Genomic DNA, 1,447 nt, shown 5'->3' on the forward strand with positions numbered 1-1,447 from the left:
TGAACTGCACCCCAAAACCTGGACGGCTTAAATAAGAACTACGCCGCAAGGGACTGTCTCCGGAACTCCTCCGGGGTCAGTCCCTTCAGTTTAACCTGGCGCCTCCTCGTGTTCCAATGGACCACGAAGTCGTCGAGGTCCGCCTTGAAGGACTCGAAGTCCGGCCACGTCCTTCCGCGGAAGAACTCGTCCTTGATGTGGCCGAACACCTGCTCCGTCGCGCCGTTGTCGATGCAGTTGCCCTTCCGGGACATGCTCTGCACCACGCCGGCCTCCTCCAACCGTCTGCACCAACCGGCCTGCTGGTACTGCCAGCCCATGTCCGAGTGCAGGATCGGCCTGGAGCCCTTGGGCTTCTTGGACACGAGCTGGTCGAGCAGCTCGTGCTGCTGAGCCATGTTGGGGTGCAGCGACGTGGACCAGGCGACGATCTCCTTGCTGCCGAAGTCGTAGACCGGCGCGAAGTAGGCCTTGCCCCAGGGCTGTTTGAACTCGGTGACGTCGGTGCCCATCTTTTCCCACGGCCCGTCGGCGGCGAAGTCGCGCCCGATGACGTTCTCGAAGGTCTTTCCGACCTTGCCCCTGTACGAGTTGTACCTGTGGTAGTCGGTCTCGCGGCGGATCCCGCAGCTGATGCCCATCTCGCGCATCATCTTCAGCACGGTCTTGTAGGCTATGCGCACGCCCTGCTCGGCGCGCAGGCACATGGCGATCTGCCTGTGGCCGCACCCGTTGGCCGTGCGCGAGAATATCTCGGCGGCGGCCTCCCAGAGCTCGGGCCTGGTGGGAGCCTTCGGGTGCGACAGCGCGTAGTAGTAGCTCGACCTCGCCAGGCCGGCGCACTCCAGCAGGCACCCCAGCCCGTACCCCTCTTCGCGCAGGGCGCTCACGGCCTCGACCTTCGCCCTGGTCAGAGTCCGTCCCTCTCGACCAGGGCACGCAATTTTTTTAGGTAGGCCACCTCGGTCTCGAGCCTTCGGCAGCGCTCCTCGAGCTCCTGCTCGCGCGTGCGCGGCCTCGCCTTGGAACCGCTCGGCCGGCCCTTGGGCCTGGGCCTGAGCGCCTCGGCGCCGCCCTCGCGGTAGAGCGCGCACCATCTCTTGAGCGGCGCCAGGGACATGACCCCGAACGCCTCCATGGCGTCCCGCTTGCTCATGCCGCCGTCGACGACGGCGGAGGCGGCGGCGACCTTCTGCTCGTATGTGTACCTGGTCTGCTTGCCGTCCATGGATAGCAGCACCTCGCTTCCGAACGACCGGTATACGTAGAGCCATTGTCTCACGGTGTCGCGCGGGACCGACAGCGCCTTCGCCGCCGACTCGGAACCGTGGCCTCGCTCGAAGAGCCCGATCGCCGCCTTCCTGGCCTCGATGTCGTGCTTCACCCTCAAGTCGACTCGCATAAAAAGCCTCCCATTTCTCGTGTCCAAGAAATGGGAGGCAGTTCA

Annotated in this window: 2 protein-coding genes; both read right to left on the minus strand. The window is 65.0% G+C overall.

All coding sequences use genetic code 11. The features are described from left to right. Positions 1-38 precede the first annotated feature (38 nt). On the minus strand, positions 39-890 hold the full coding sequence (locus ACTQ48_RS11180; protein WP_304211243.1) for an IS3 family transposase: 852 nt from the start codon (positions 888-890) through the stop codon (positions 39-41). A gap of 20 nt (positions 891-910) precedes the next feature. After that, complete coding sequence (locus tag ACTQ48_RS11185; protein ID WP_427747725.1) at positions 911-1,228, minus strand: transposase; 318 nt, start codon at positions 1,226-1,228, stop codon at positions 911-913. Between the last annotated feature and the right edge of the window lie 219 nt (positions 1,229-1,447).

Source organism: Collinsella sp. Sow4_E3 (genome assembly GCF_052116285.1).
In the GTDB taxonomy this organism is placed as follows: domain Bacteria; phylum Actinomycetota; class Coriobacteriia; order Coriobacteriales; family Coriobacteriaceae; genus Collinsella.

What these genes read in the sequence shown, in the direction of transcription:
- ACTQ48_RS11185 (WP_427747725.1), bottom strand. Translation starts at nt 1,228, where the DNA reads ATGGACGGCAAGCAGACCAGGTACACATACGAGCAGAAGGTCGCCGCC.